This is a genomic window from Cupriavidus sp. GW823-FHT06D04 (assembly GCF_058795055.1).
In genome coordinates this window covers 1-731 of the sequence record NZ_JBXAHL010000117.1, presented here as the reverse complement: position 1 = coordinate 731, position 731 = coordinate 1, and the positions used below count along the sequence as shown (strand labels likewise).

1 protein-coding gene is annotated in these 731 nt (G+C 65.9%); it reads left to right on the top strand.

Annotation, left to right across the window (positions count from 1 at the left end):
* Positions 1-731, top strand: a 731-nt coding sequence (locus tag AC1Q7H_RS39830) for a carboxyl transferase domain-containing protein (protein ID WP_492382513.1), incomplete at both ends; no start/stop codon positions are given.

The following is a 731-nucleotide window of genomic DNA, read 5'->3' as shown; positions in this document are numbered from 1 at the left end:
GACCGCGACCACTTCGGCCGCATCTTCTACAACCAGGCCAACCTGTCCAAGCAGGGCATCCCGCAGATCGCGGTGGTGATGGGATCGTGCACCGCCGGCGGCGCCTACGTGCCCGCGATGAGCGACGAGTCCATCATCGTCAAGAACCAGGGCACCATCTTCCTGGGCGGCCCGCCGCTGGTGAAGGCCGCCACGGGCGAGGAAGTCAGCGCCGAAGACCTGGGCGGCGCCGACGTGCATACGCGCCTGTCGGGCGTGGCTGACTACTTTGCGCAGAACGACCATCACGCGCTGAGCCTGGCGCGCAATATCGTGCAGCACCTGAACCGCCGCAAGCCGGACCAGATCCGCCTGCACGAGCCAGTCGAGCCGCTGTATCCGGTGCAAGAGCTCTATGGCGTGATCCCGACCGATACGCGCAAGCCCTATGACGTGCGCGAGGTGATCGCGCGCCTGGTCGACGGCTCCGAGTTCGACGAGTTCAAGGCGCGCTACGGCACCACGCTGGTGTGCGGCTTCGCGCGCATCTGGGGCTACCCGGTCGGCATCATCGCCAACAACGGCATCCTGTTCTCCGAGTCCGCGCTCAAGGGCGCGCACTTCATCGAGCTGTGCTGCCAGCGCAAGATCCCGCTGGTCTTCCTGCAGAACATCACCGGCTTCATGGTCGGGCGCAAGTACGAGAACGAAGGCATTGCCCGCAACGGCGCCAAGATGGTGACCGCGGTCGC